Source organism: Tistrella arctica, assembly GCF_039630945.1.
In the GTDB taxonomy this organism is placed as follows: Bacteria; Pseudomonadota; Alphaproteobacteria; order Tistrellales; family Tistrellaceae; genus Tistrella; species Tistrella bauzanensis.
On sequence record NZ_JBBKTV010000010.1, the window covers coordinates 165,160 to 188,044 of the forward strand.

General features: G+C 68.3%; 23 protein-coding genes. 12 read left to right on the forward strand and 11 right to left on the reverse strand.

Features of this window, described 5'->3' with window-relative positions:
- Positions 1-148: 148 nt before the first annotated feature.
- Positions 149-1,375 carry a glycosyltransferase family 87 protein gene (locus tag WG924_RS22060; RefSeq protein ID WP_345935215.1) on the forward strand — a complete coding sequence of 409 codons (1,227 nt, stop codon included), beginning with the start codon at positions 149-151 and terminating at the stop codon, positions 1,373-1,375.
- Here the strand turns inward: WG924_RS22060 and WG924_RS22065 are convergent.
- The 7 genes from WG924_RS22065 to rhtA all read right to left on the reverse strand — a co-directional run bounded on the left by WG924_RS22065 (position 1,275) and on the right by rhtA (position 9,125).
- Complete coding sequence (locus tag WG924_RS22065; RefSeq protein WP_345935216.1) at positions 1,275-3,008, reverse strand: hypothetical protein; 1,734 nt, start codon at positions 3,006-3,008, stop codon at positions 1,275-1,277. The two genes, WG924_RS22060 and WG924_RS22065, sit on opposite strands and share 101 nt — an antisense overlap.
- Positions 3,005-3,757, reverse strand: coding sequence for an SDR family oxidoreductase (locus tag WG924_RS22070; RefSeq protein WP_345935217.1), 753 nt, complete (start codon positions 3,755-3,757; stop codon positions 3,005-3,007). The genes WG924_RS22065 and WG924_RS22070 overlap by 4 nt, the downstream gene beginning before the upstream one ends.
- Entirely contained in the window at positions 3,754-5,097 is a 1,344-nt protein-coding gene (locus WG924_RS22075; protein ID WP_345935219.1) for an FAD-binding oxidoreductase, read from the reverse strand. Before WG924_RS22075 ends, WG924_RS22070 begins: the two co-directional genes overlap by 4 nt.
- The gene (locus tag WG924_RS22080) at positions 5,094-5,537 is read right to left on the reverse strand and encodes a GtrA family protein (RefSeq protein ID WP_345935220.1); all 444 of its coding nucleotides are present in this window, start codon (positions 5,535-5,537) and stop codon (positions 5,094-5,096) included. The genes WG924_RS22075 and WG924_RS22080 overlap by 4 nt, the downstream gene beginning before the upstream one ends.
- 2 nt (positions 5,538-5,539) lie before the next feature.
- A complete protein-coding gene (locus WG924_RS22085) occupies positions 5,540-7,126 on the reverse strand; it encodes a UbiA family prenyltransferase (RefSeq protein WP_345935222.1) in 1,587 nt (528 codons plus the stop codon).
- A 235-nt stretch (positions 7,127-7,361) separates the two neighbouring features.
- Positions 7,362-8,102: an EF-hand domain-containing protein gene (locus tag WG924_RS22090; protein WP_345935223.1), complete on the reverse strand. Its 741-nt coding sequence runs from the start codon at positions 8,100-8,102 to the stop codon at positions 7,362-7,364.
- A 138-nt stretch (positions 8,103-8,240) separates the two neighbouring features.
- Positions 8,241-9,125, reverse strand: coding sequence for a threonine/homoserine exporter RhtA (rhtA, locus tag WG924_RS22095; protein ID WP_345935224.1), 885 nt, complete (start codon positions 9,123-9,125; stop codon positions 8,241-8,243).
- Between the two features lie 90 nt (positions 9,126-9,215).
- On the opposite strand from rhtA, the gene WG924_RS22100 reads away from it, so the two are divergent.
- Positions 9,216-9,806 carry a helix-turn-helix domain-containing protein gene (locus WG924_RS22100; RefSeq protein ID WP_372044901.1) on the forward strand — a complete coding sequence of 197 codons (591 nt, stop codon included), beginning with the start codon at positions 9,216-9,218 and terminating at the stop codon, positions 9,804-9,806.
- 162 nt (positions 9,807-9,968) lie between these two features.
- Here WG924_RS22100 and WG924_RS22105 read toward each other — a convergent pair whose 3' ends face one another.
- On the reverse strand, positions 9,969-10,550 hold the full coding sequence (locus tag WG924_RS22105; RefSeq protein WP_345935226.1) for a MarR family winged helix-turn-helix transcriptional regulator: 582 nt from the start codon (positions 10,548-10,550) through the stop codon (positions 9,969-9,971).
- Between the two features lie 313 nt (positions 10,551-10,863).
- Between WG924_RS22105 and WG924_RS22110 the strand changes: the two genes are divergently transcribed.
- The 8 genes from WG924_RS22110 (at position 10,864) to WG924_RS22145 (ending at position 18,816) form a co-directional block, all read left to right on the forward strand.
- On the forward strand, positions 10,864-11,934 hold the full coding sequence (locus WG924_RS22110; protein ID WP_345935227.1) for an ABC transporter substrate-binding protein: 1,071 nt from the start codon (positions 10,864-10,866) through the stop codon (positions 11,932-11,934).
- Between the two features lie 278 nt (positions 11,935-12,212).
- Positions 12,213-13,313 carry an ABC transporter ATP-binding protein gene (locus WG924_RS22115; protein WP_345935228.1) on the forward strand — a complete coding sequence of 367 codons (1,101 nt, stop codon included), beginning with the start codon at positions 12,213-12,215 and terminating at the stop codon, positions 13,311-13,313.
- On the forward strand, positions 13,310-14,164 hold the full coding sequence (locus tag WG924_RS22120) for an ABC transporter permease (protein ID WP_345935229.1): 855 nt from the start codon (positions 13,310-13,312) through the stop codon (positions 14,162-14,164). The genes WG924_RS22115 and WG924_RS22120 overlap by 4 nt, the downstream gene beginning before the upstream one ends.
- Positions 14,161-14,946, forward strand: a complete 786-nt coding sequence (locus tag WG924_RS22125; protein ID WP_345935230.1) for an ABC transporter permease — start codon at positions 14,161-14,163, stop codon at positions 14,944-14,946. Before WG924_RS22120 ends, WG924_RS22125 begins: the two co-directional genes overlap by 4 nt.
- Positions 14,947-14,998: 52 nt before the next feature.
- Complete coding sequence (locus WG924_RS22130; RefSeq protein ID WP_345935231.1) at positions 14,999-15,820, forward strand: polysaccharide deacetylase family protein; 822 nt, start codon at positions 14,999-15,001, stop codon at positions 15,818-15,820.
- Positions 15,821-15,831: 11 nt separating this feature from the next.
- Complete coding sequence (locus tag WG924_RS22135) at positions 15,832-16,593, forward strand: SDR family NAD(P)-dependent oxidoreductase (protein ID WP_345935232.1); 762 nt, start codon at positions 15,832-15,834, stop codon at positions 16,591-16,593.
- A gap of 20 nt (positions 16,594-16,613) precedes the next feature.
- Positions 16,614-17,360, forward strand: a complete 747-nt coding sequence (locus tag WG924_RS22140; protein WP_345935233.1) for an SDR family NAD(P)-dependent oxidoreductase — start codon at positions 16,614-16,616, stop codon at positions 17,358-17,360.
- A 49-nt stretch (positions 17,361-17,409) separates the two neighbouring features.
- Positions 17,410-18,816: an amidase gene (locus tag WG924_RS22145; RefSeq protein ID WP_345935234.1), complete on the forward strand. Its 1,407-nt coding sequence runs from the start codon at positions 17,410-17,412 to the stop codon at positions 18,814-18,816.
- Positions 18,817-18,830: 14 nt separating this feature from the next.
- Here the strand turns inward: WG924_RS22145 and rnhA are convergent, their stop codons facing one another.
- From rnhA to ispH, 3 genes are read right to left on the reverse strand one after another with little or no spacing between them, the layout of a single operon-like run.
- Positions 18,831-19,310, reverse strand: coding sequence for a ribonuclease HI (gene rnhA, locus WG924_RS22150; RefSeq protein ID WP_372044900.1), 480 nt, complete (start codon positions 19,308-19,310; stop codon positions 18,831-18,833).
- Positions 19,297-20,262, reverse strand: a complete 966-nt coding sequence (locus tag WG924_RS22155; protein WP_345935235.1) for a homoserine kinase — start codon at positions 20,260-20,262, stop codon at positions 19,297-19,299. The genes rnhA and WG924_RS22155 overlap by 14 nt, the downstream gene beginning before the upstream one ends.
- 45 nt (positions 20,263-20,307) lie before the next feature.
- Entirely contained in the window at positions 20,308-21,294 is a 987-nt protein-coding gene (ispH, locus tag WG924_RS22160; protein ID WP_345935236.1) for a 4-hydroxy-3-methylbut-2-enyl diphosphate reductase, read from the reverse strand.
- A 435-nt stretch (positions 21,295-21,729) separates the two neighbouring features.
- Here ispH and WG924_RS22165 point away from each other — a divergent pair, with 435 nt between their 5' ends.
- Positions 21,730-21,984 carry a CDGSH iron-sulfur domain-containing protein gene (locus WG924_RS22165; RefSeq protein ID WP_345935237.1) on the forward strand — a complete coding sequence of 85 codons (255 nt, stop codon included), beginning with the start codon at positions 21,730-21,732 and terminating at the stop codon, positions 21,982-21,984.
- Between the two features lie 34 nt (positions 21,985-22,018).
- On the forward strand, positions 22,019-22,732 hold the full coding sequence (locus tag WG924_RS22170; RefSeq protein ID WP_345935238.1) for a hypothetical protein: 714 nt from the start codon (positions 22,019-22,021) through the stop codon (positions 22,730-22,732).
- Positions 22,733-22,885: the final 153 nt, after the last annotated feature.

The following is a 22,885-nucleotide window of genomic DNA, read 5'->3' on the forward strand; positions in this document are numbered from 1 at the left end:
CTGAGCGTCCCTCCATCTGAGATTATTTTAAATTTTGTCCGACGCAGGGTGGCAGCGACAGCGGGTCGCGACAAGGGAAACCGGGGAACGCTTTGTCGGTTCAGGATGTTGCTGTGCGGGTGGATGCTGTTTTGCCGGAAGGATGACGATGGTCCGGACCATGACCGACTGGCCGCTGCGGCTGCTGGTGACCCTTATCCTCGTCTGGATCATCGGCGGGGAATTCCTCCGCACCCTTCCGGGCGATCTGCTGTGGGATTTCGGCTCGTTCGTGGCCTCGGGCCGCGCGGCCGCTCAGGGGCTCGATCCCTATGGCATCCATGAACTGACCTTCCATGTGTCGATCGCCGGTTTCGACATGTGGAACCCCAACCTCAATCCGCCGATTTCGGCCCTGCTGTTCCAGCTATTCGACGGCGGCGATGTCCACCAGACATTCCGGATCTGGCGGATGATCAGCATCGCCATCTATGTGGCGACCGTGCTGCTGCTGTTCGACCGCTATGGCGCCACGCCGCTGACGGTGCTGTGGGTGTTCGCGCTGGCGGGCTTCTGGGACACGCTGCTGCTGGGCCAGATCTATATCCCGCTGGTGTTCATGGCCGTGGCGGCCTGGCTGCTGCTGGAACGCCGGCAGCACATCGCCGCCGGCATCCTGATCGGGCTGGTGGTGTCGATGAAGCCGAATGTCCTGGTCTGGCCGGTGCTGCTGTTCCTGGCCGGCCATCGCCCGGCGCCGATTGCCGCCGCGATCACCGCAGCGGTGGTCAGCGCGGTGCCGCTGCTGGTCTATGGCCCCGATATCTATGGACAATGGCTGTCTCTGGTCGCCGGCGACGGCAGCCGGGCGGTGTTCCTGACCAATGCCTCGATCGCGGGCTTTGCCGCCCGCGCCGGCATACCCTGGGCCGGCCTGCCGCTCAGCCTTGCCCTGCTGCTGGGGCTGGCGCTCTGGGCGGTGCGCCGGCGCCCGGGCATCGAACGCGCCAGCGGCTTCGCCCTGCTCGCGGCCCTGCTCGCCTCGCCGCTGGGCTGGGTCCACTACACCCTGTTTCTGCTGCCGCTGCTGCTGTCGCGCTGGCACCATCCCGAAATCCGGCTGGCGGGGCTGATGCTGTGCGTGCCGGTGCCGATGGTGCTGGCGCGGATGGGCGCCCCGGCACTGGATCAGCTCACGCTGGGCTCGGTCTATGGCTGGGCACTGCTGATCTGCGTCGGCTCGCTGGTCGCCGATCGCTGGCGACAGGCGGTGCCGTCGGCGCAGGCCGGCCGGATCAGCGGGCGGCCAGGATCAGCGGCAGATCCGGCGATGCCGGCGACGATGGCCACGGCGACGGAACCGGTGGCCCGCCCGGCATCGACGCCCGGCGCATGAACACCCGCCACTCGCTGGTCTCCCGCACCAGCCGGAACTGGCGGGTCAGGGTGTCGTCATAGATCCGGCGCATGCCCTCGGCGGTGCCGCGCTCGATCGGCGCCTTGGGGTCCATCACGACCCGGGCATCGCGGAACATGGTCGCGGCCGGCAGGTAATGGCGGTCGTCGATCGTGCGCCCCCAGTGATGCCAGGTGCTGTCGCCATGCGGCGGCACCAGCCCCATGCCGGCGGTGAACGGGTTGACGAAATCGAGCACCACCACCCGCCCGCCGCCGTCGGCGGCCGGGCCGGTGGCGACGCCAAGATCGTCCAGAATGTCGCGGCCATCGGCGATGCTGGTCCGATAGCGGTCGAAAATCGACTGCAGCCAGCCATCCCGCGCCGCCACCATCCGAATGCCCTGAAATTGCGGCAGGGGCACGCCATCACCCTGTCCGCTGACCGCAAGCCCGGCATGAATGCCAAGGGCGGCGCCATTGAACACGATCGGCGGCAGCAGGATCGCCGGCACCAGCAATTGAATGGCGGCGAGCGTCCAGGTCGGGCGCGCGCGCCGGTGGGTCGCCGGCACCCGCCACGCCAGTTCAGCCGCGGCCACGATCGCGGCGGCAAGGGTCACGATGCCGCGCGCCTGGAAATTCTGAGCGAGCAGCATCATGCCGCCCGCCAGACAGACCGCGAAGAACACCAGATCGCGCAGGCTGCGGGTGCGCCACAGCGACAGCATCACGGCCGCCGCGAACACCACGATATCGGCCAGGTTGTCGCCCAGAAGCCGGGCATATTTGCCGACATCGTCGATATTGCCACTGACCTGCCCGACCAGCATCAGATCCAGCAGATGCGACGCGGTGCCGCCCCAGACCGCCTCCACCGCCATCGCCACCAGCATGGTGGCGGCCAGGGTCGCCGCCGCCCACAGCCGGTGGCGCCGGTCGATCAGCAGCAGGCACAGAAAGCCCAGCGCCACCGCCGCATAGCTGATCTTGATATACAGCATCAGCACGGTCAGAAACGTGGCGGATGCGGTGTCCAAGATCAGCAGACGGGCAGACGCGCCGCCGTCGCCGGCCGGCTGCCGCGGCGGCACATACAGCATCAGCAGCAGCGCCAGCGCCGCCCAGCCCACCCGGTTATAGAACATGGCGAACGACAGCTCGCGGATGTCCTCGCCCAGATTGATCGGCACCGCCACCACCAGAACCAGAAACACGCCCAGCGGAATCGCCAGCGCCGGCCGCAGCCGCGAGGCAAGCACATGGGCGATCACCGGCGCCATCGCCAGCAGCAGCAGACCCATGCCCATCGGCATGGCACTGGTGAAGCTGCCGCCGATCCAGCGCCCGATGGCGGGGATGTAATAGACCAGCGGCCCCAGCGCGGTATGGAAATCGCGATTGGGCACCTGGCCCTGATCGATCCGCCAGACGCCGTCCAGGAAGATGAACAGGTCGTTGACGTATTTGTTGGTCACGGTCTGGCCCGGCACCGCCAGCACCAGCGCCGCGACCACGCAGACCAGCATGATCACCACGCCGGGGCGGGCGAGCACAGTGCGCCAGCGCCGATGGTCGGGGCCGACGTCGGGGGCGGGGCCGGGGCCGGGGCCGGGCAGATCGAGTGTCGTCACAATTGCATCCGCTTGAAGAACCGCTCAGGTATGGCGCGGATCACCATCATCAATGGCCGCCAGACGCCACGGACATAGATCACCTCGCCCCGGCCCTGTTCGGCGGCCCGGAACACCGCCTCGCCCACCTCGGACGGATCGGCGGTCAGCGGGCCGGGCAGCGCCATGCCCTCGGTCATCCGGGTGCGCACAAAGCCGGGCTTCACCGTGACCACCCGCACGCCCCGGCCGGCCAGCCGGTTGCGCAGGCCCGACAGGAATGCGGTGAACCCGGCCTTTGCCGCGCCATAGACATAATTCGAGGCCCGGCCACGGTCGCCCGCCACCGAACTGATCCCGACGATGGCGCCGGTGCCACGGGCGGCGAACCGCTCGGCGATCATACCCAGAAACAGCGCCGGGCCTTCGAAATTCGCCCGCAGCACCCGCTGGGCGGCCAGGGGATCGGTCTCGGACCGGGCCTGATCGCCCATGTCGCCGACCACACACACCACCGTATCCGGCAGGGCCGGCAGCCCGTCGAGCATGGCCGCGAACTGGTCGGTCTCCAGAATGTCCAGCCGGTGAACCGGCACCGGCCGGCCGCTGCGCGCCGCGATGTCGTCGGCGTTGCGCGTGCCCGTCGCCACGTCGCGCACCGCCAGCACCACCTGCCAGCCGGCGGCGGCATAGCGGCTGGCGATCGCCCGGCCGATATCGGAACTGCCGCCGATCACGAGCAGTGTCTTGCTGAGCGCGTTCGCGGTCATATACCAAGCCTTGTCGAGAGTTTCGAGGACAGCCGCCCCGGGGCGCCGATCTGGTGGCGAAGCCGGCGCAGATGGTCGCGCTTCGGATATCCGGCCTCGAAGGTGGCGGGAGACTGGCGGGCATCCTTGGCGAGATACAGCCGGCCGCCGGCCGCCACCACCAGCCGGTCCAGGTCGTTGAGCAGGGCCAGCATCCGTGCCGACACCGGCAGATCCAGGGCCAGGGTCACGCCCTCCATCGGAAATGACAGATCACCATGGGCGGGGCCCAGTTGCTTCAGCACCGCCAGAAACGAGGCGTGACCGGCCCGCGATACCCGTTCCAGGATATCGGCAAGCGTTCCCGCGGCAGCGACCATCGGCAGAACACATTGATATTGCACAAAGCCGCGTGCGCCATACAGGCGGTTCCAGTCGCCGATACCGTCGAGCGGAAAGAAATACCGGTCCCACGGTACCAGCATCGACCGGCCAGCCGCGCGGGCACCGCGTTTGTAATAGAGCGCGTTGAACGCCCCCACCGACAGCCGGTTCAGCATCATCGACGGCGCATCCAGCGGCACCGAGAAACGGCCGCCCACAGCCGGCGGCCACCGATCGCCCCCCGCCGCCGTCAGATCGGCCGGCGTCGCATGCTCGCCCAGATAGACCAGCGAGCGGCCAAGGGCCGCCCCCCGTGCCAGACAATCGATCCAGGCGACGCTGTAGGTGGCGCCCGCCGCATCACGCAGGGCCGACAGCGCCCGATCGAGATCGGGCGCCACGACCGTGCGCTGGCTGATCCAGCCGGTCTGGATCGGCATCAGCGTGAAGCTGGCCTCGACGATCATGCCGGTCAGCCCCATGCCGCCGATGGTGGCGCGGAACAGATCGGGGTGGTGATCGGGGCCGCAGGTCACCATCTGCCCGTCGGGCAGCGCCAGGGTCAGCGTTTCGACATGGTCGCCGAAGCCACCCGCGCGGTGATGGTTCTTGCCATGGACGTCGGCGGCGATCATGCCCCCGATGGTCACGAAGCGGGTGCCGGGCACCACCGGCGGAAACCAGCCGGCCGGCATCGCCACTCCGATCAGATCGGCCAGCAGCAGCCCTGCTTCCACGGTCACCCGCCCGGTCTGGCGATCGAAGCTGCGGATACGATCCAGGCCGCGCATCACCACGGTGGCGCTGTCGCCGATGGCGGCGTCACCATAGGCGCGGCCGGCGCCACGGGCGATCAGCCCGGCGCGCGGCCGGCCGTCGGCATCGTTATAAAGCGACGCAACGTCATCGGGCGCGGCCGGGCTGATCAGCGCGCTGTCGTGGCGGGGATAACGGCCCCAGCCATGGAATTCTGTCATGACCGCGCCGCCCTGAACACGAAGCGGCGATCCAGGCGGAACTTGATCACATAGCCCAGCGCCAGCCCCAGAACCGCACCGGCATATTTGGCCGCCGCCGTCTGCCAGACCATCCAGAACGCCAGCTCGGTCGCCCAGAAGATCAGTGTGGTGCCGACGCTGAACAGGCCATACAGCGCGATCTTCGATGCCTCCTGGCGATAGCCGGTGAAGGCGTCATCAAACACCCACAGCTTGTCGAGCAGGTATTTGATCGCAAACCCGGCCGCAGTTCCAGCCGCGATCGCCACCAGCAAGGGGGCAGCGGGCCAGCCCCGCACCACCAGTTCCTGCACCGCCAGATTGGCCACCATCGCCAACAGCGCGAAGGCCACATAGCGCCGAAAGCGGGGCGAGATCGTGTGGCGGCCCTGCCAGCCGGTCTCTCCGCGTGCCGCCACGATCAGAGCGCCCCGACCACGAGCAGGGCCGCAGCCCCCATGGTCAGCAGGCTGACCCTGTCCTTCAGCGCGAAGACCATCGGGTCGTCGTGCAGTTCGCGGCGGCTGGCCAGCATCAGCGCGCGCGCGATCCAGTAGAGCAGCAGCGGGATCGCCAGCCACAGCACCTCAGGCGTGCTGTAGAGCGCGCCGGCGGCCGGCGTGGAGATGTAAACCGCGAACACCACGATGGCATTGAACCCCGCCGCCGCCGCCAGCGCCGCGACCATCTCAAGGTCGCTGGCGCGATAATCGCGGCTTTTGGAATCGGGCAGACGGGCATCGCGCCGCGCCGCCAGCTCGACATAGCGCTTGATCAGGGCCAGCGACAGAAACACCATCAGGCAGAAGCCGAGCAGCCATTTCGACATCGGCACATCGGTCGCCACGGCACCCCCGATCACCCGCGCCAGATACAGCACCGCCAGGGTCAGCACATCGATCAGCATCATCCGCTTCAGCGCGAAGGTATAGCTGGTGGTGATGACGAAATAGCCGGCGAGCACCGCCAGGAACGGCAACGACACGCTGGCCGCCACGGCGACGGCGGCGATCAGCAGGACCGGTGCCGCCACCATGGCCTGCCACAGCGGAATCGCGCCGCTGGCCAGCGGCCGCCGGCATTTGCTCCGGTGAGCGCGATCGTCCTGAAGGTCGACCAGATCGTTGACGATATAAACGCTGGATGCGCAGAGCGAGAAGGCGACGAAGGCGGCGAGTGCCTGACCGATGGCGCCGAAGGTGATGACATGGGCCGCCAGCAGCGGCAGGAAAACCAGCGCATTCTTGGCGTATTGATGCACCCGCAGCAGCTTCGCCCAACCCCGCAGGCCGGCCGGCTGTGCCGGCAGATGCCGGGCATCCGGGCAGGCCGATGACAGCCGCGCCGCCACCCGCCGGGGCGTGCGGATCGCGATCGACCGGCGCGCCACCTGCCACACCGGCAGATCGTCGGCGCTGTTGCCGACATAATCGAAGCCGTTTTCGCCGAAGGCGTCGACAAGCTGGCGTGCCTTGACCGCGCCGGCCAGGTTGGTGTCGGCATCCGAGGCGAACCAGCCGGTGAACAGGCCCAGATGTGCCGCCACCCGTTCGACCAGCAGGCCGTTGCTGGCCGATGCCAGATAGACCGGCCGGCCCTCGGCCCGCGCCTGCCGGATCAGCGCCAGCACTTCCGGATCATAAGGCAATGCTGCGGGATCGAACGCGGCCGACCGTGCCAGCCGGTGTTTCAGATCGGCCTTGCCGCGCCGCAACCCGCCGATGATGTCGATGATGGCGGCGGGACGACGGCCCAGGGTGGCGAAGGCGCATTCGATCAGCAGATCCGACGCCACCAATGTGCCGTCCAGATCAACGACCAGCGGCAGCGGACGCGCCGCCTCGCCGTCGGGCCGTCGGGGCCGGGCCGGCCGCGTCGTCTCGACCAGACGTGGATGGGTGGCAGGGTCGGGCGCGGCACCGGAAAAGCCGCGACCCGTGGGTTCCAGAAGGTCACCCGATACGTCCCGCATATCGCCGGCGATGGCTTCAAACTTGATCGTCCGCAAGATGGTGTCTCCTCGGCACGACGAGTGTCCGACCGATGCCGGTCAGCTCGGAGGTGTGCGGGGAGTGCCGATGCCGCGTCCGTCGAACGCCGCTTGTATATAGACGATCGTATGACCGCCCGGAACGCCTTCTGGCGCGTGGCCGGCTGTCTTGCAGTCCCCAGGAGCCGCAACGCCGGGGGGTTGAAGATGGTTCCGTGAGCGGGCCGTGTCAGAGTGGTGGCCGTGCGGTGCCTCAGGCGGTAACGGCCGTGGCGGTGGCTGTGCCTGTGGCCTGTTCATCGGCCTGGCGATAGGCCGACAGCGCCGCGGTGATCGCCTGCAAGGCCTTCTTGCCGCCGGCGGCAAGCTCTTCGGCCGAGACCTTGCCATCCTCGTTGGTGTCGAGCATCGCATACAGGCCGGTGAGCGTGTCCTCGTCGTCATCGTCATCCGATGCCGCGGGTGGCGGCCCGCCCGGCGGCGGACCACCGGCACCACCAGGACCGCCCGGACCACCACTTGCGGCAAGCCCCTCGGCAAAGGCGGTCCCGGTCAGGCTTTCGGTATCGGCGCCGGCGATGCTGTCCCACAAGGCCGCGGCCTGGGCGTCGCTCACCTCGTCGGGCTTGCCGGCAACGAACTCGTCACGGGTGACAAGGCCATCGCTGTCAGTGTCGAGCCGGGCGACCATGGCTTCCGCGTCCGGCTCCGTCTGCCCGGCCTGACCACCCTGCACCGGGCTGCCCGCCGCGGCTTCCTGAAGGCTCAGCAGCGCCGATTGCAGCAGGTCCGACATTTGCTGAACGAAGGCCCCGGCCGTTCCCGACGTCGTCGCGGCCTGAGGCGTGATGGTCGCCGTGGTCGACGCTGTCGCCGAACCGGCAGATCCGGTCAGATCCTGCAATGCCGTCGCGGCCGCACTCGACCGGTTCGTGCCGCTCCGGCTGGACCATGTCGATATCGCCTGCTGCGTGATACTGCCAATGCTGCTCATAGCCCGCCACCCGCTGATCCGGTGCTGCGGGCCTCAACCATCCCGCACCGTCACAGAAAACCACGTCGGGCCGGGGGTCAGGGGCGACTTTACACAGTCACAACGGAAACTTTACACAAGACAGGCCAACAGCGGTGGTCAGCCGGCCGATGCCGGCGCGCGCCGCGCGGTGGCCGTGGTGCCGACCGATGCGCAGATGATCGCGCCGATCGCCGTCCATTGCAGCGGGGTCAGCATCTCGCCCATGAACAGCAGGCCGGACAGGGCGGCGAAGGCCGGCTCCACGCTCATCAGCGTGCCGAAGGTGCGGGTCGGCAGGCGGGTCAGCGCCATCATTTCCAGCGAATAGGGCAGCGCCGTCGACAGCACCGCCACGGTCAGCGCCACCGGCAGGATCGCCGGGTCCAGCAGCGCCGTCCCCGCATGGTGAATGCCGATCGGCAGCACCACGATGGCCGCGATCAGCGAACCCCAGGCGGCGGTCTGCATGCCGTGCACGGCACCGGCCTTCTGCCCGAACAGGATATACAGCGCCCAGCACACCCCCGCGGTCAGCGCATAGGCGGCCCCCACCGGATCGATGCCGGCGGCCAGGCCGCCGACCGGCAGCAACAGCAGCAGCCCCGCCACCGCCAGCCCCACCCACAGGAAATCGGTCGGCCGGCGCGATCCGAACAGCGCCACCGCCAGCGGACCGGTGAATTCCAGCGCCACCGCCACGCCCAGCGGCACCGTGCGCAGCGCCAGATAGAAGGTCAGGTTCATGCAGCCCAGCGCGATGCCATAGACGATCACCGATCGCAGGGTCACCGTCGTCAGCCGCACCCGCCAGGGACGGAAGATCAGCATCAGCAGGATGGCCGCGAACAGCACCCGCAGCGCCACCGTGCCCTGCGCGCCGATGGCGGGAAACAGGGTCTTGGCCAGCGAGGCGCCGGACTGGATAGAGGCGATGGCGATCAGCAGCAGCCCGACGGGCAGCAGGATCGACCCGGCGGCCTGGGCGACCTTGGGGGCGGCCATGGGACGGGGACTCCGGAACGGATTGGGGGCAGGAACGGATTGGCGCAGACTGGCGCGGGATTGGTGTACTATACTGCGCAGAGGGAGATTATGGGCACTATAATGCACAGTCAAGAGACCGTTAGCGGCGCAACCGAGCGACCGCCGATCCTGGAGCATGTCGCGGGCAATCTGCGGCGCCTGCGGCGTGCGGCCGGGTTCAGCCAGGAGGCGCTGGCCGAGGCGTCGGGGGTCAGCCGGCGGATGCTGGTCAACATCGAACGCGGCGACGCCAATGTCAGCCTGGCCGTCCTCGACCGGATCGCGGCGGCGCTGAACGTGCTGTTCGTGGATCTTGTCCGCGATGCCGACGGGCCCGATCGCAGCCGCATCCAGGCCCTGGCCTGGGCCGGCACCACCCCTGAGAGCCGCGGCACCCTGCTCGCCGGCGCCCCGGCCAGCCATGCGGCCGAACTCTGGATCTGGTCGCTCGGCGCCGGCGACCGCTATGTCTCGGAGCCGGATGGCGATGGCTGGCATGACATGATCTATGTCATCGAGGGCCGCCTGACCGTGCATCTGGTCGACGGCCCCCGTGTCATCGAGGCCGGCGATTTCCATAGTTTCGCCAGCAACCAGCCCTATATTTACGAGAACACCGGCACCGCCCGCGTCCGTTTCCTGCGCAACGTGATCTACTGACGGCCACATGCCCCGGCACACACGCTCCGCGGCCCCGCGCTGACGTCGGCTTGTTTGAAGGCTTTAATCAACGCGGCGTCTTAATTAAATATACGCTCGTCTTCTTATTTAAGGACGGCTCAAGGCCGGCGGATCCGCGCAGGCTGGGCAGCGTCGCCGGCGTCAGACATAGCCCGGCGCATCGGCGTTCACCACCAGCATGCGCGCCAGCATATCGGCCATCTGGGCGCGTTCGTCCTGGCTGAACATGCGGATCAGGTGGCGTTCGGTGTTGGCGTGGTCGGTCATGGCGACATCGGCCAGGGCCACACCCTTGTCGGTCAGCTCCACGATCACGCCGCGACGGTCGCTGCGGTCCGAGGTGCGGCGGACCAGCCCGTCTTTCTCCAGCCGCAGCAGCAGGTTGGAAATGCCGCCCGACGAGAACAGCATGGTCTGCTGCAATTGCGACGGCGACAGCCGATAGGGCGCGCCTTCCACACGCAGCGTCGCCAGGATCGCATAGGCCGGGTATTTCAGCCCATGGGCGGCCAGCGTCGCATTCACCGCCTTCAGGATCACCCCCTGCAATCTGAGAACCCGGCCGACCACGGCCTTGCCCGAGGCATCGATATCCGGTCGCTCACGCGCCCAGCGTGCCATGCCGCGCGCGACGGTATCGAAATGCTCAGGCGCCGTGGCCGTGTGTGTGGGGGCGGCGGCGGTCTCGTCATCGTCCAGCGGCGTGGCCGGATTGGTCTGCATCGGTTGGGTCTGCTCCGCGCTCATCCGTGATCCTCGATCCCGATCATAGCCCAGCCGGTCTGCTGGTCGACAGGCATGCATCGTGGCCGATGGCCGATGCATGCCCTGGAAACCCCCGCCGGCCGGGCAGTTGGCAGGAGATGTCTCACAAGTTTCTTTCTTGAAAGATAACTGAAAGAGACCTAGGCTTTCAATCGACAGGACGCGTCGATGCGACATAAAGGGCCGCCAGACGGCCCGGGGCCGGATAATCCGCCCGCCGCCGACGCTGCTTCATGCAGGCCGACACCGATCATGCCGGGAGAGTGAGACCATGGTGACCAAACCGTCCGCCGCCGCCACACAGCGCCGCCATCACGCACGCAATACCGCCGCAACCGCCGCGGTCGCGGCCTGTCTGGCCGCCGCCATGCCGGCCGCGGCATCGGCCGAGGAACTGGTGATCGCCACCTTCGGCGGATCCTTTGCCGAAGACACCAAGACCTGCCATATCGCCGCCTTCGAGAAGGCGACCGGCGCCATGGTGGCGATGAAGGTCGGCTCGTCGGTGCAGCATGCGGCAGCCATCCGCGCCATGGGTGGCCGCAGCCAGTTCGACGTCGCCTATATGGACGACTCGCTGGCGACCCAGCTTGCCAATGAAAAGCTGTTGAGCCCGATCGACGCGGCCAAGCTGTCCAACGCCGCCGATCTGATCCCCGGCGCCCTGACCGATGGCGGCCGCTTCGTGGTGTTCATGCTGGGTGCGACCGCCCTTGCCTACAACCCCGAGATGATGCCCGAGCCGCCGACATCCTGGGGCGACCTCGCCGATCCGAAATGGGCCGGCAAGATCGCCCTTGGCGACGTCACCGGCACCTCGGGCATGCAGTTCCTGCTGGCGCTGAACAAGATGCATGGCGGCACGATCGACAATGTCGATCCGGGCATTGCCGCCGCCAAGGCGCTGGCGCCGTCGGTGGTGACCTTCTACACCCAGGCCGACCAGATCGTGTCGCTGTTCGAACGCGGCGAGATCGCCATGGCGCCCTGGTATCCCGACCGGGTCGGCTCGGCTGCCGACAAGGGCGTGAAGGTGGCGGTGGCGTACCCTAAGGAAGGCGCCGTCGGCATCCGCCCGACACTCAGCGTGCCCGAGGGCGCGCCCCATCCCGATCTGGCGCATAAATTCATCGATGTGGTGCTGTCGCCCGAAGGTCAGGCCTGCTTCGCCGAACGCAAATATGCCGGACCGGTGAACACCAAAGTCGAGCTGTCCGACAAGGTGGCGGCGATCGTGCCGACCGGTGAGGCACGCGACAATCTGTGGTTCCCCGACCCGCAGGCGGTGGCCGAGAACCTGCCCAACTGGACCCGGCGCTGGCAGCGTGAAGTGACCCGCTGACCGCCATCCGCGACACGGTTCTGTGATCGCCGTGCTTGAACCGCAGGCGCCCCCGCCTCCCTCCCCCCAGGGCGGGTATCGGCAGCCGCGGTTCCAGGCGGTGGCGGAGACGACGGGCATGCTTCCCCCGGCAGCCCCGTGACCGGCCGGTCCCTCCCCCCGGCCGCTCCGCCACCCGCCTCCCCATTTCGGACCCGCCTCCCCATTTCGGACCCGTCTCCCCATTTCGGACCCGTCTCCCCACCTCCGACCCGCCTCCCCACGTCAGATAGGGCATCATGGCCAAGCTCACCATCGACCGTCTCCACAAGCGCTATGGCGACAGCGACGTGGTGCGCGACGTCTCCATCAACGTTGCCGATGGCGAATTCGTCTCGCTGCTGGGGCCGTCGGGCTGCGGCAAGACCACCATCCTGCGCATGGTCGCGGGGCTGATCGAGCCCAGCGGCGGCCGTATCCTCGCCGATGACGAGGACATCACCCGGGCGCCGCCGCACAAGCGCCGGATCGGCCTGGTGTTTCAGTCCTATGCCCTGTTTCCGCATCTGACCGTGGCCGAGAACGTGGCCTTCGGCATGAAGCGCCAGGGCGTGCGCGGCGCCGAGCTGGCCGGCCGGGTGAAGGAGGCGCTGACGCTGGTGCGGCTGGATCATCTGGCCGGGCGCTATCCACGCCAGATGTCGGGCGGCCAGCAGCAGCGGGTGGCCATCGCCCGCGCCGTGGCGCCGCGCCCGCGCATGCTGCTGTTCGACGAGCCGCTGTCCAACCTGGATGCCCAGCTCCGCGACGAGATGCAGATCGAGCTGAAGCGGCTTCAGGGCCGGCTGGGCATCACCAGCCTGTTCGTCACTCATGATCAGTCCGAGGCGCTGTCGCTGTCGGACCGGGTCTGTGTGCTGGCCCATGGCGTGATCCAGCAGTTCGATGCGCCCGAGGCGATCTATGCCCGCCCGGCCAACGGCTTCGTCGCCAGCTTCATCGGCCGGCCCAACCGCCTGTCGGGCCGCGTGGACGCCACCGGCGATGCCGGCCGGGTGCGGATCGGATCGGCACTGGTGCTGCGCGCCACCAACCCGCAGGCACCGCTCGGCGCCGCGGCCGAGGTGATCATCCGCCAGGAAGCCATCCGGATCAGGCCGGCCGCCTCTGCACCACAGGATGATGGAAACATCCCCGGCACCATCGCCTTCCGGTCGTTCACCGGCGCGCGGGTGCAGTATGTGGTGCGGCTGGCGGGCGACGTCGAAATCATCGCCGAGACATCATCGGCGGGGCCTGAGGCCGGGCTCACCCCCGGCGCGCCGGTGGTGCTGTCGATCGATCCGGGTCAGGTGTTCGTGATGCCGGCGGCCGCAGCCGGCATGGAAGGTGCCGCATGATCATCCGCCGTCGGACCGGTGCGGCGCTGATCTCGCCGCTGGCGCTGGTGCTGATCGCCTGCTTCGCGGCACCGATCATCCTGATGCTGCCGACCAGCTTTCGCGAATATCTGCCGGGCATGGGCATCACGCCGGGCTCATGGACGATCGACAATTACGCCCAGATCATCCTGGACGATTACTACCGCGAGGTGGTGTGGCGGACCTTCGGCCTGGGGCTGCTGGTGACGGCGATCGCGCTGGTGATCGGCTATCCGCTGGCGCTGATGATCGTGCGGGGCCCCGAACGCTGGCGGGTGCCGCTGATCCTGCTGGTCGTGTTCCCGATGATGCTGAACCTGGTGGTGCGGTCATTCGGCTGGATCGCGCTGCTGGCCAATCGCGGCCTGCTCAACAACCTGCTGATCGACCTGGGGCTGATCGACACGCCGCTGAAGCTGATGTTCAACATGACCGGCGTGGTCATCGGTCTGGTCCATATCTATCTGCCGTTCATGGTGCTGATGCTGGTGGCGGCGATCCAGGCGGTGCCGCGCGATGTCGAGGCCGCCGCCTCGACCCTCGGCGCCGGCCGCATCCGCACTTTCTTCATGGTCACCCTGCCGCTGACCGCATCCGGCATCCTCGCCGGATCGATCCTGGTCTTCGTGCTGACCATCAGCGCCCTGGTCACGCCGCGCATGCTGGGCGGCGCCACCTATCGGGTGCTGGCGACCGTGATCTATGACGAATACATGCAGCTTCTGAACTGGCCGGGCGGTGCCGCCCTCGCCTTCGCGCTGACGCTGGCCGCGCTGGTCATCGTCTGGGCGTCGGGCCGGCTGGCGAAGCGCTGGGGAGGCATGGCATGACCCTGGCACCCGGACGGATCGTGGCGATCATCGCGGTTCTGGTGGTGATCTTCCTTCAGGTGCCGGTGATCGTCACCATGCTGGCCGCGGTCAGCACCACCTCGTATCTCACCATCCCGCCGCAGGGCCTGACCCTGCACTGGTTCGCCGAGGTGTTGAGCGATCCTGAATACCTGAAGGCGATCCGGCTCAGTCTGATCCTGGCGGTGTCGTCGACCACGCTGTCGCTGGTGCTGGGCGTCGCCGCCGCCTGGGCGATCCATTCCCGCGCCCTGCCGGGGTCCGAGGCGATCGCCTCGTTCCTGATGGCGCCGCTGGTGTTCCCGTCGGTGGTGATCGGTGTCGCCCTGCTTCAGTATGTCAGCCTGCTGCGGCTCTATGGCGGCACCGGCGTGCTGATCGCGGCCCATGTGGTGATCACCGTGCCCTATATCGTGCGCGCCGCCCTCTCAAGCCTGGGCGGTGTCGACCGGTCGCTCGAAGAGGCGGCGCGGGTGCTTGGCGCCACCGGCCTCCAGGCCTTCCGCCTGGTGACCCTGCCGCTGATCCGCCCCGGCCTGGTCGCCGGCGCCCTGTTCGCGCTGGTCACCTCGCTCGACAACGTGCCGGTCACGATCTTCCTGCTCGCCCCCGGCCAGCAGACCCTGCCGGTGCTGATCTTCTCGTCGGTCGAACACGGGGTCGACCCCGGCGTCGCCGCCATCTCGACGATCATGATCATCCTCACCGGCCTGATCCTGCTGATCGCGGAACGCCGCACCGGTTTCCACCGCTTCGTCTGATCGCCTGAATCATCCTGTGTTGCCCGGCCCTTTCCTGACGGAATCCGATCCCATGTCCTGTCATCCCGATGGCTTTCCGCTGTTCCTGACCTTCGACCTCGACGCCGAGACCATGTGGACGGCGCGCGATCCCAACAACGCCAACCGGCCGATCCTGATGTCGCAGGGCGCCTATGGCTGGAAGGTCGGCATCTGGCGGATCCTCGACCTGCTCGACCGCTATGGCATCAAATCGACCTTCTTCGTGCCCGGGCTGGTGATGGAACAGCGCCCGCATGTGGTGGAGGCTCTGCTGGAACGCGGCCACGAGATCGCCCATCACAGTTGGAGCCATGCCTGGATCGTCAACCTCACGCCCGAGCAGGAGCGCGAGGAAATGGAACGCGGCATCGAAATCATCAAGCGGATGACCGGCCGGGCACCGCGTGGCTGGCGGTCCCCCGCCGCCGAGTTCAGCGCCATCACCATGGATCTGCTGGTCGACTACGGCTTCGACTATTCGTCGAACTTCTTCGATGACGACAGCCCCTATCTGCACAGCCACAAGGGCCGGCCCACCAAACTGGTGGAACTGCCCTTTCGCTGGGTTCTGGATGACGCGCCGTTCTTCCAGTATTCGATCGTCCTGCCCGGCCGCACGCTTCAGGCGCCATCGGCGGCGCTGGAGGCCTGGACGCTGGAATTCGACACGCTCTATGCCGAGAAGCGGATGATGATGCTGGGCATGCATCCGCAACTGATCGGTCAGCCATCCCGCCTGACGCTTCTGGACGGCATCATCAAGCACGCATTGGCGCATAGCCGCGTGATGATCGGCCGCTGTGACGAGCTGGTCGACGCCATGCGGCCGGGGCTTGAGGCCGCGCGGTCATGACGGCCGCACAGATGACCCTGTTGCCAGAAACCACGATGACCGGGCGCCGGGTGCTGGTGACCGGCGGCGCCAGCGGCATCGGCCTTGCCTGCGCCGCCATGCTGGCCGCGCGCGGCGCGCGGGTCGCCGTGCTCGACCGCGACGCGGCGGCGCTGGCAGCCCTTGCCCTCGACCGCGTCACCGGCCATCAGGCGGATGTGGCCGACAGTGCCATGGTTCAGGCGGCGGTCGACGGGGCGGCCCTGGCCATGGGCGGCATCGACGGTGTGATCTGCGCCGCCGGCATCGATCATGAACAGCCGCTGGACCAGATCGACGATGCCGGCTGGGCGCGATCGATCGGCGTCAATCTGACCGGGCCGATGCTGACCGCCCGCGCGAGCCTGCCGCATCTGCGCGCCGCCGGCGGTGGCGCCATGGTGTTCGTGTCCTCGGCCGCCGGCCTGATGCCGATCGCCGGCCGGGCGGCTTATTGCGCGGCCAAGGCCGGGCTGGTGATGCTGGGCAAGTCGCTGGCCATGGAACTGGCCGCCGATGGCATCCGGGTCAACAGCATCTGCCCCGGCGCCATCGACACCCCCCTGTTCCGCACATCCTGGGAGCCACGGCCCGATCCGCAGGCGGCGCTGGAGCATATTCGCGCCCGTTATGCCCTGGGCCGGATCGGCACGCCCGACGAGATCGCCGGCGCGGTGCTGTGGCTGCTGGGGCCCGAAGCCGGCTATGTCACCGGTATAGCACTCGCCGTCGATGGCGGCCGCAGCTTTCACTGATCGCGAAAGGCTTGAAGGCGATGCAGCGGTTTTCCGACAGGCTGGTGATCGTCACCGGTGCCGCCAACGGCATCGGTGCCGCGACCGTGCGCCGCTTTCTGGCGGAAGGCGCCCGGGTGGTGGGTGTCGATCTGGATGGCGAGGGACTGGCCGGCGTGTTCGCCGGTGCCGGTGACCGGGGGCTGGCGGTGGCCGGCGACTGCACCGATCCGGCCGTGCTGGGCCGGGCCTATATCATGGCCACCGACCGCTTCGGGCCGGTCGACGTGCTGTTCAACAATGTCGGCCAGAGTGCGCGCGAGCGTGCCGGACCGTTTCATGCCTCGGAAGAAGGCGTCTGGCGCTTCGTGCTGGAGGTCAGCCTGATCACCACCCTGCGCATGACCCGGCTGGTGCTGCCGGCGATGCGCGAGCGGGGGTATGGCCGGATCGTCAACATGTCGAGCGATGGCGCACTCGCGGGCGATGCCGGCATTGCCGATTATGCCGCGGCCAAGATGGGGGTGATCGGCTTCACCCGCGCGGTCGCGCGCGAGAACGCGGCATGCGGGATCACGGTCAATGCCGTGGCGCCGGGCGCCATCGCCACCCGCGCCCATGACCGGCTGACCCCGGCCGTGGTGGAGCGCATCAAGGCCGCGACCCCGGCCGGCTATGTCGGCACGCCCGACGACGTGGCCGGCGTGGTCGCCTTCCTCGCCAGCGACGATGCCCGCTACGTCACCGGCCAGACGCTGCTGATCGATGGCGGCCGCTGGATGCTCTGAATATGACGTGCCGCCCCCGATACGACAGGACCAGAGACAGGGACAGGACATGACCACCACCGACATCACCGCCATGACCGCCCGCGATCTGGCCGCAGCCATCCGCAGCCGCGCGGTGTCGCCGGTCGAGGTGACCGAGGCGGTGCTGGCGCGGATCGAGGCCCGGGCCGATCTGAACGCCTTCATCACCGTCACCGCCCAAGAGGCACGGGCCGAGGCGCGCGCCGCCGAGGCGATGGTGATGGCGGCCGACGACCCGGCATCGCTGCCGCCGCTGCTGGGCGTGCCCTATTCGGTGAAGGATCTGACCGCCACCCGCGGCGTGCGCACCACCATGGGATCGGCGATCTTTGCCGACAATCTGCCGGCTGAGGATGCGGTGGCGGTGGCCCGCGCCCGCGCCGCCGGCGCGATCCTGATCGGCAAGACCACCACGCCGGAATTCGGCCACAAGCAGGCGGCGGATGCGCCGATCTTCGGCCGGACGCTGAACCCGATCGATCCCACCGTCACCTGTGGTGCCTCCAGTTCCGGTGCCGCCGTGGCGGTGGCCGCCGGCATGGGGCCGATCGCGCTGGGCACCGATGGCGGCGGCTCGATCCGGATTCCGGCCGCCTGCTGCGGCATCGTCGGGCTGAAGGCAACGCTGGGCCGCATTCCGCATCTGGCGCTGCCCGACCTGTTCTCGGCCAATTCCTTCGTCGGCCCCATGGCCCGCGACGTGGCCGACACGCGGCTGCTGTTCGATGCCATATCCGGGCTGGACGCCCGCGATCCCTGGGGCCAGGGCGCCCTGCCGGCCGAGCGGCGGGTCACCACTCTGGAGGGGCTCAAGGTCGCCTATCTGCCGCGCTGCGGCACACGGGTGGACCCGCGGGTTCTGGCGGCAACCGATGCGGTGGTCGCCCGCATGGCCCAGGCCGGCGCCCATGTCCACGAGATCGAGATCGATTTCGCCGCCGAGGAACGGCATTTCCTGGTCGTGCTGCAAAGCGGGCTCGCCGCGCGCATCGGGCCGCATCTGGCCCGGTTCCGCGACCGCATGGACCCGTCGCTGGTGATGACGATCGAAAAGGGGATGGCCCATTCGGCCGTCGATCTTCAGGCCGCCGCCGCCGCCCGCACCGCCATCTTCACCCGCATCCAGGCCGAATTGTCACGCGCCGACGTGATCATCTCGCCCACACTCACCGCGCCGCCGCTGCCGGTCGATCAGGATCCGAACGGCATCGTCACCATTGCCGGCGAGCCGGTCGGCACCATCCGCGGCGCCTGGTATCCTTACACCTTCCCGCTGAACCTGACCGGCCATCCGGCCCTGTCGATGCCCGGCGGTACGACCCCAGACGATCACCTGCCGATCGGCTTGCAGATCATCGGCCGCTGGCATGACGACCGCTTCATCCTGGATGTGGCCGGGCTGGTGGAGACGCTGAACGGTGGAGACGCCGGCTGACCATCGCCGCGACGTCAGCGCCGTTTCGGAATGCCGCCACGGGCGAGCGCGTCGGCGCGCTCGTTCTCAGGATGGCCGTCATGGCCGCGCACCCATTGCCAGTCCACCTTGTGCCCGCGCGCCAGTTCGTCGAGCTGCTGCCACAGATCGGCGTTCTTCACCGGCGCCTTGGCGGCGGTCTTCCAGCCATTGCGCTTCCAGCCATGGATCCATTTGGTGATGCCGTCGCGGACATAGGTGCTGTCGGTCCAGATCCGGATCGTGGTCGGGCGCTTCAGCGCGCGCAGGGCCTCGATCGCGGCCATCAGCTCCATGCGGTTGTTGGTGGTCTCGGCCTCGCCGCCGTTCATCTCGCGCTCAAGCTCGCCCCAGCGCAGCACCACGCCCCAGCCGCCGGGGCCGGGATTGCCGGAACAGGCGCCGTCGGTGAAGGCTTCCACGATCCGCTTCGGCGGCAGCGTGTCTCCGGCGGTGGTGGCGTCAGTCAAGGCCATAGGCTCCGGGACCGGTGACGCCGCGGTGGAAGCGCAGCTTGTGGAGATATTCCAGCGGATCCTTGGGCTTCACGAGCGCCCCCTCGACACGGTTGAGCCAGTCATGGGCGCGGGTGAGCAGAAACCGCATCGCCGCCCCTTCCGCCAGCAGCGGCAGGCTGGCGAGTTCCGCGTCTGAGAACGGCCGCACCGCGCGATAGGCGCCCAGCATCAGCCGCGCCTTGGTGATGTTGAACTGCCCGTCGGGCTCGAAGCACCAGGCATTGATGCAGATCGCGATTTCATAGGCGAAGGCATCGGAACAGGCGAAATAGAAATCGATGATCCCCGAGACCCGGTCGGCGCGTTCATAGAACACGTTGTCGGGAAACAGATCGGCATGGATGGTGCCGGAGGGCAGATCATGCGGCCAATCGGCCGCCAGTGTCGCCATGCTGGCCGCGATCTCACGCGACAGGCCCGGCGCGATCTCGTCGGCGCGGGCCCCGATGCCGCCAGCCAGGCTCTGCCAGCCGGCCAGCGCCAGGGTGTTCGGCCGGTGCATCGGGAAATCGGCGGTCGCCAGATGCAGTTCCGCCAGCGCCGTGCCCAGCGCCCGGCAATGGGCGGGCACGATCCGGGTGGGGCCACGGCCGGGCAGGAAGGTGAAGATCGCCGCCGGCTTGCCGGCCAGTTCGGCCAGCGCCCGGCCCTGGCGATCCTGCACCGGCTGCGGACAGCGGATGCCGCGATGGGTCAGGTGATCCATCAGCCCCAGAAAATACGGCAGATCCGCCGGATCGACGCGTTTTTCATAGACGGTCAGGATATAGCGCCGGCCACCGGCGGCCAGAATCCAGTTGGAATTCTCCACCCCCTGCTGAATCCCGGCCAGTCCCTGGAACGGCCCGATGTCATAGCCGGCCAGCAGCGCCCGCATCTCGTCGTCGGCGACCGCCGTGTAAACCGCCATCTCAGGCCCCCTGCATCATCGTGTCACGCGTCCCGGCCGCAGGCGTCACCGGTTCAGGTCCGGCGGCAGCTTGAACACCACGCTCTCTTCGGCCGTGGTCACCCGCTCGATCACCACCGGGCCGCGGGCGCGGAAGGCCGCGATCACCTGCTCGACCAGAATTTCGGGCGCCGAGGCGCCGGCCGAAATGCCGATGCGGGTGGCACCGGCCAGCCGGTCCCAGTCGATCTCGTCCGCGGTCTGGATCAGCCGGGCATTGGCGCAGCCCGCAGACGCCGCGGTTTCCACCAGCCGGCGCGAATTCGACGAATTGGGCGCGCCGATCACCAGCACCGCCTGAACGCTGGCCGCGATCTGCGCCACCGCTTCCTGGCGGTTGGTGGTGGCATAGCAGATATCCTCGCGCTTCGGCCCGGCGATATCGGGAAAGCGCCGGCGCAGCACCGCGACGATGCCGGCGGTGTCGGCCACCGACAATGTGGTCTGGGTGGCATAGGCCAGCGGCAACCCGCCTGTGGCCGGCGCATAGGCCTCGGCATCGTCCACGGTTTCGATCAGCTCGACCGCGCCATCGGGCAACTGGCCCATGGTGCCGATCACCTCCGGATGGCCGCGATGGCCGATCAGCAGCACATGGCGGCCTTCACCATGATGGCGTTCCGCCTCGCGGTGGACCTTCGAGACCAGCGGACAGGTGGCGTCGATCGCCAGCAGCTTGCGGCGGGCGGCCTCAAGCGGCACCGCCTTTGGCACGCCATGGGCCGAGAAGATCACCGGCACGTCGTCGGGCACCTCGTCCAGTTCCTCGACGAACACCGCGCCCTTGGCCACCAGATCCTGCACCACGGTCTTGTTGTGGACGATTTCATGGCGGACATAGACCGGGGCGCCAAACCGCTCGATGGCCCGCTCGACGATCTGGATCGCCCGGTCGACGCCGGCGCAGAAGCCGCGCGGCTCGGCCAGGACCAGGGTGACGGAGGCCACCTCAGGGGTAGCGCTCGGGGAGGCGGGGTTGACCACCTGGGTCATCGCATCGACGCTCCGGATCAGGATGGGGCCGGACCTTGGCGGCCGGTCGCTCATGACGGGCGCAACATGCCGGTCGGGCGGTTCCGGTCGGGCGCGTCACGGGCTCAAGGGTGCGGTATGGCATGCCGGGCCTTGAAGTTCAACACCATGCGCCCGCAGCGGCGCCCGGTCGGGCGCATCGACGGAGGCTTGCCGCAGCCTTGCCACGGCCGTTACACTTATGCGTGCCTACTGACCCTATATCACAACCTTTGCGCGCCACATCACGTCAGGCGGCTTTCTGCGGGGGTGACAGCTTTATGCGGGCGTGACATGGGGTCGTAGCAACATCGAATGATCGCCGGCCCACCGGCGACGACATCGTGTGAACCGGGCGACCGCACGGGCCAGGCACGGGCCAGGCCCTGGCGGCGCCCAATGGGGATGACTGACCAGATGACGACCGAACCGATCATGGAACCGGTGGTGGCCCAGGCCGAGCCCTATGAGGTGGCGGTGACTGCGGGCCGCACCTATTGGTGGTGCTCCTGCGGGCTCAGCAAGAAGCAGCCCTTCTGCGACGGCACCCACAAGGGCACCGGCCTGTCGCCGATGGCCTGGAAGGCCGAAGAGGACGGAACCGCCTGGTTCTGCGGCTGCAAGAAGACCGGCGGCCATCCGATGTGCGACGGCAGCCATAACGGTCTGTGACCGTCATCATCGCAATCGTGACCGGATCTGAGTCATGAGACGAGGCAGACACGCGCGGGCGGCGGCATTGCGCGCCCGCGCGGCGTCGCTATACAGTGGCGCATATCTGCACGCCCATGCGGCAACGATCACGGAGCGCTTCGTCGTGGCACAGCCCAATTCCGCGTCCGGTCCCGGGACCACCCTGAAGACCGGCGGCCGCGGCCGCCGCCGCCTGCTGGGCGCCGCCGCGATCGCGCTGGCGGCCACCACCGCCGGTTGCGGCGCCTTCAGTCGCGCCGAGCCGCCGGTCTGCCCGCGGGTGGTGGTGCTGCGCGAAACGTCGCAGGCGGTTCAGATCGTGCCCGGCGCCACCGACGTCACCGGCGTGCGTTTCCTGGGCCGCATCGCCGATGCGCAATGGAACTGCGACGCCGATACCGATGACGGCCGGCGCTATATCGATGTGGCACTGACCCTGGTGATCGATGTCGAGCGCGGCCCCGCCGCCCCCGGCGACACCGGCACCGCCTTCGACTATTACGTCGCGGTGACCGATCGCGACCAGACGATCCTGAACAAGCAGGTCTTCCGCTCGGACCTGCCGCTGCCGGCCGACCGGCTGAAGGCCGCGGCACAAGAGGAACTCAGCATCCGCGTGCCGCTGACGGCCGGCACCTCGGGCGCCGATTACGCGCTGATGGTCGGCTTCCAGCTCAGCCCCGAACAACTGGAGTTCCAGCGCGGCCACACGCGCGCGGTGCGCTGACGACCACACGCCTCGTCTGCTGGCCGGGACATGCCAGGGCTCCGAATCCAGGTTAACGGAGAGGTAACCCGAGGATGGAAGCGAGGTATTTGACATCCCAGCCTGCGAGCTTGCGCCTGAGTTTCAGGCTCTTTTTGTCTGCGACCGCGCGGA